Consider the following 2,728-nt stretch of genomic DNA (forward strand, 5'->3'; position numbering starts at 1 on the left):
GCCGCCTTCGCCACTGGTGTTCCTCCCAATATCTGCGCATTTCACCGCTACACTGGGAATTCCACTTTCCTCTACCAGACTCAAGCCTGCCAGTTCGAGGTGCAGGCCGCGGGTTGAGCCCCCGGTTTTCACACCTCGCTTAACAAGCCGCCTACGCGCGCTTTACGCCCAATGAATCCGGATAACGCTTGCCCCCTACGTATTACCGCGGCTGCTGGCACGTAGTTAGCCGGGGCTTCTTCTGCAGGTACCGTCAGTTTCGTCCCTGCTGAAAGCGGTTTACAACCCGAAGGCCTTCATCCCGCACGCGGCGTTGCTGCGTCAGGCTTTCGCCCATTGCGCAAAATTCCCCACTGCTGCCTCCCGTAGGAGTCTGGGCCGTGTCTCAGTCCCAGTGTGGCCGATCAGCCTCTCAGCTCGGCTACCCATCGCAGCCTTGGTGAGCCGTTACCTCACCAACAAGCTAATGGGCCGCGGGCTCATCCTTCTCCGTCGGGGCTTTCCCGGGTCGACCATGCGATCGTCCCGGAGTATCCGGTATTAGCTCAAGTTTCCCTGAGTTATCCCGGAGAGAAGGGCAGATTGCCCACGTGTTACTCACCCGTTCGCCACTCGTGTACCCCCGAAGGGGCCTTACCGTTCGACTTGCATGTGTTAAGCACGCCGCCAGCGTTCATCCTGAGCCAGGATCAAACTCTCCGTTGAATCGGTCACAGGCCCGAAAGCCTGTGTTCCACGAAGGTAAGTCCCGGAATGTATCCGGATCTGCCCGCCTGCCGGCGCCCAAAGGAAGGCCTCGGCGGTTCGGGCAAACAATGTCGTGCCGGTTTGGCCTGTTGTGGACCCTCTCGGCATGACGTGATTGGTGTCAGGCCCGATGGATCGGACCTGAACTGGCTCGTCTCGGTATCCGGTTTTCAAGGTTCAGGCGCAACGGGCGGAGATGTTACCGACCTCCGGCCCCGCTGTCAACGACTACTTCTTCCCCTCTCAGCGCACCCGCCAACCCGAAAAGACACGAACGCCTCCGAGGTGCATCGGAGGCGTCCCATCGGCGGCCGCAGCCGCGCTGTGCGTGGCGTGCGTACCCCTATGCGGCTGTCTCCGAAGCGGTCGGGTCTATCAAGATGGCTCCAAGCGTCGCCAACCTGAGAAAGGAGCGACGGACATCGTACCATCGTGGATAGCCCCGCGCAATACGGAATCTACGCAGGTCCCTACCGCGAAACGGGGCGCGCGAAACGCCGCTTGCCGACCTGGATGACGCGGCCCTCGACGCTTGCGCGCGCGACCTCGTAGACGTCCGCGGCGAAGGGTTCGCCATCGGCCTTGACTGCCCCGGCATCGATCTGCCGGCGACCTTCCGAAGCCGAGCTGACCAGCCCGATCTCCGCGAGCAGGCCGGGAAGGTAGACGGGGTCGGCGAACTCGACGGCCATCTCGGCTACATCGGCGGGGGCCGCGTGGTCCTTGAATACGCGGTCGAACGCGGCCTCCGCGGCGGCTGCCTCGTCGGCGTCGTGGTACAGCGCGACGATCTCGCGCGCGAGGCGGCGCTTGGCGGCGTTGGGATGCGCGGAGCCGTCGGCCAGCGCGGCCTCGATCGCCTCCACCTCGGCGACCGCCAGCGACGTGCAGAGGCGGTAGTACTTCGGCATGAGCGAGTCGGGGATCGACATGACCTTGCCGAACATGTCGGCCGGCCCATCCGTGAGCCCGACGTAGTTGCCGTAGCTCTTGCTCATCTTCTGGACGCCGTCGGTGCCCTCGAGCAGCGGGAGCGTCAGGCAGACCTGCGGCTCCATCCTTTGCTTCTCCATGAGCTCGCGCCCCGCGAGCAGGTTGAACAGCTGGTCGGTCCCGCCGAGCTCGACATCGGCCGAGATCGCCACGGAGTCGTACGCCTGCGCGACCGGGTAGAGGAACTCGTGCAGCGAGATGGACTGCTGCGCTGCGTAGCGCTTGGCGAAGTCGTCGCGCTCGAGGATGCGCGCGACCGTGAACTGGCTGGTGAGCCGCAGCAGGTCCGCGAAGCCGAGCGGCGCGAGCCACTCGGAGTTGCGGCGCATCTCCGTGCGGTCCGGATCGAGGATGCGGAACGCCTGGTCGATGTAGGTCGCGGCGTTCGCCTCGACCTGCTCGGGCGTGAGCGCGGGACGGGTGGTGCTGCGGCCCGACGGGTCGCCGATGAGCGCGGTGAAGTCGCCGATGATGAGCACGACCGTGTGACCGAGGTCCTGGAACTGCCGCAGCTTGCGCAGCGGCACCGCATGTCCGAGGTGCAGATCGGGCGCCGTGGGGTCGACGCCGAGCTTGGCGCGCAGCGGCCGGCCGCTCTCGAGCTTGGTGACGAACGCGTCGCGCGGGACGATGCCGGCGGCGCCGCTCTCGAGGATGTGGAGCTGTTCTGAAGCAGGGAGCACGGCGCTGGCCGCCTTCCGCGTCCGCGGTCAACATCTGGGTCACGACGCGTGGCGCCGGGCCCGTGTCGCAGGTCATACTAGCACGCAAGACAGCCGCGCCCGCCCCCGAGCGCGGGCCTTGGGCGGACGGAGCGCATGGACTCACGCGGGAGCGGATCGAGGGACGGCGGCGGGCGGCGAGAGCCGCCGAGGCCGCGTCCGCGCACCGCACCGGGAGCCTCCGGGGCCACCCCGCGGGCGAGATCGTCAGCCCCTGGCGCGGGGACCGCCGCCCCGCGAGGCCAGGCGGCCCGGGGCCGCCGCCC

1 protein-coding gene and 1 rRNA gene are annotated in these 2,728 nt (G+C 66.9%); both read right to left on the minus strand.

The window, feature by feature from the left end:
• Positions 1–707: ribosomal RNA gene (locus FDZ70_09005) — 16S ribosomal RNA — on the minus strand; the annotation flags it as partial.
• Between the two features lie 510 nt (positions 708–1,217).
• Positions 1,218–2,423, minus strand: coding sequence for a tyrosine--tRNA ligase (locus FDZ70_09010; GenBank protein ID TLM70908.1), 1,206 nt, complete (start codon positions 2,421–2,423; stop codon positions 1,218–1,220).
• Positions 2,424–2,728: the final 305 nt, after the last annotated feature.

Source organism: Actinomycetota bacterium (genome assembly GCA_005774595.1).
Lineage (GTDB): Bacteria > Actinomycetota > Coriobacteriia > Anaerosomatales > D1FN1-002 > D1FN1-002.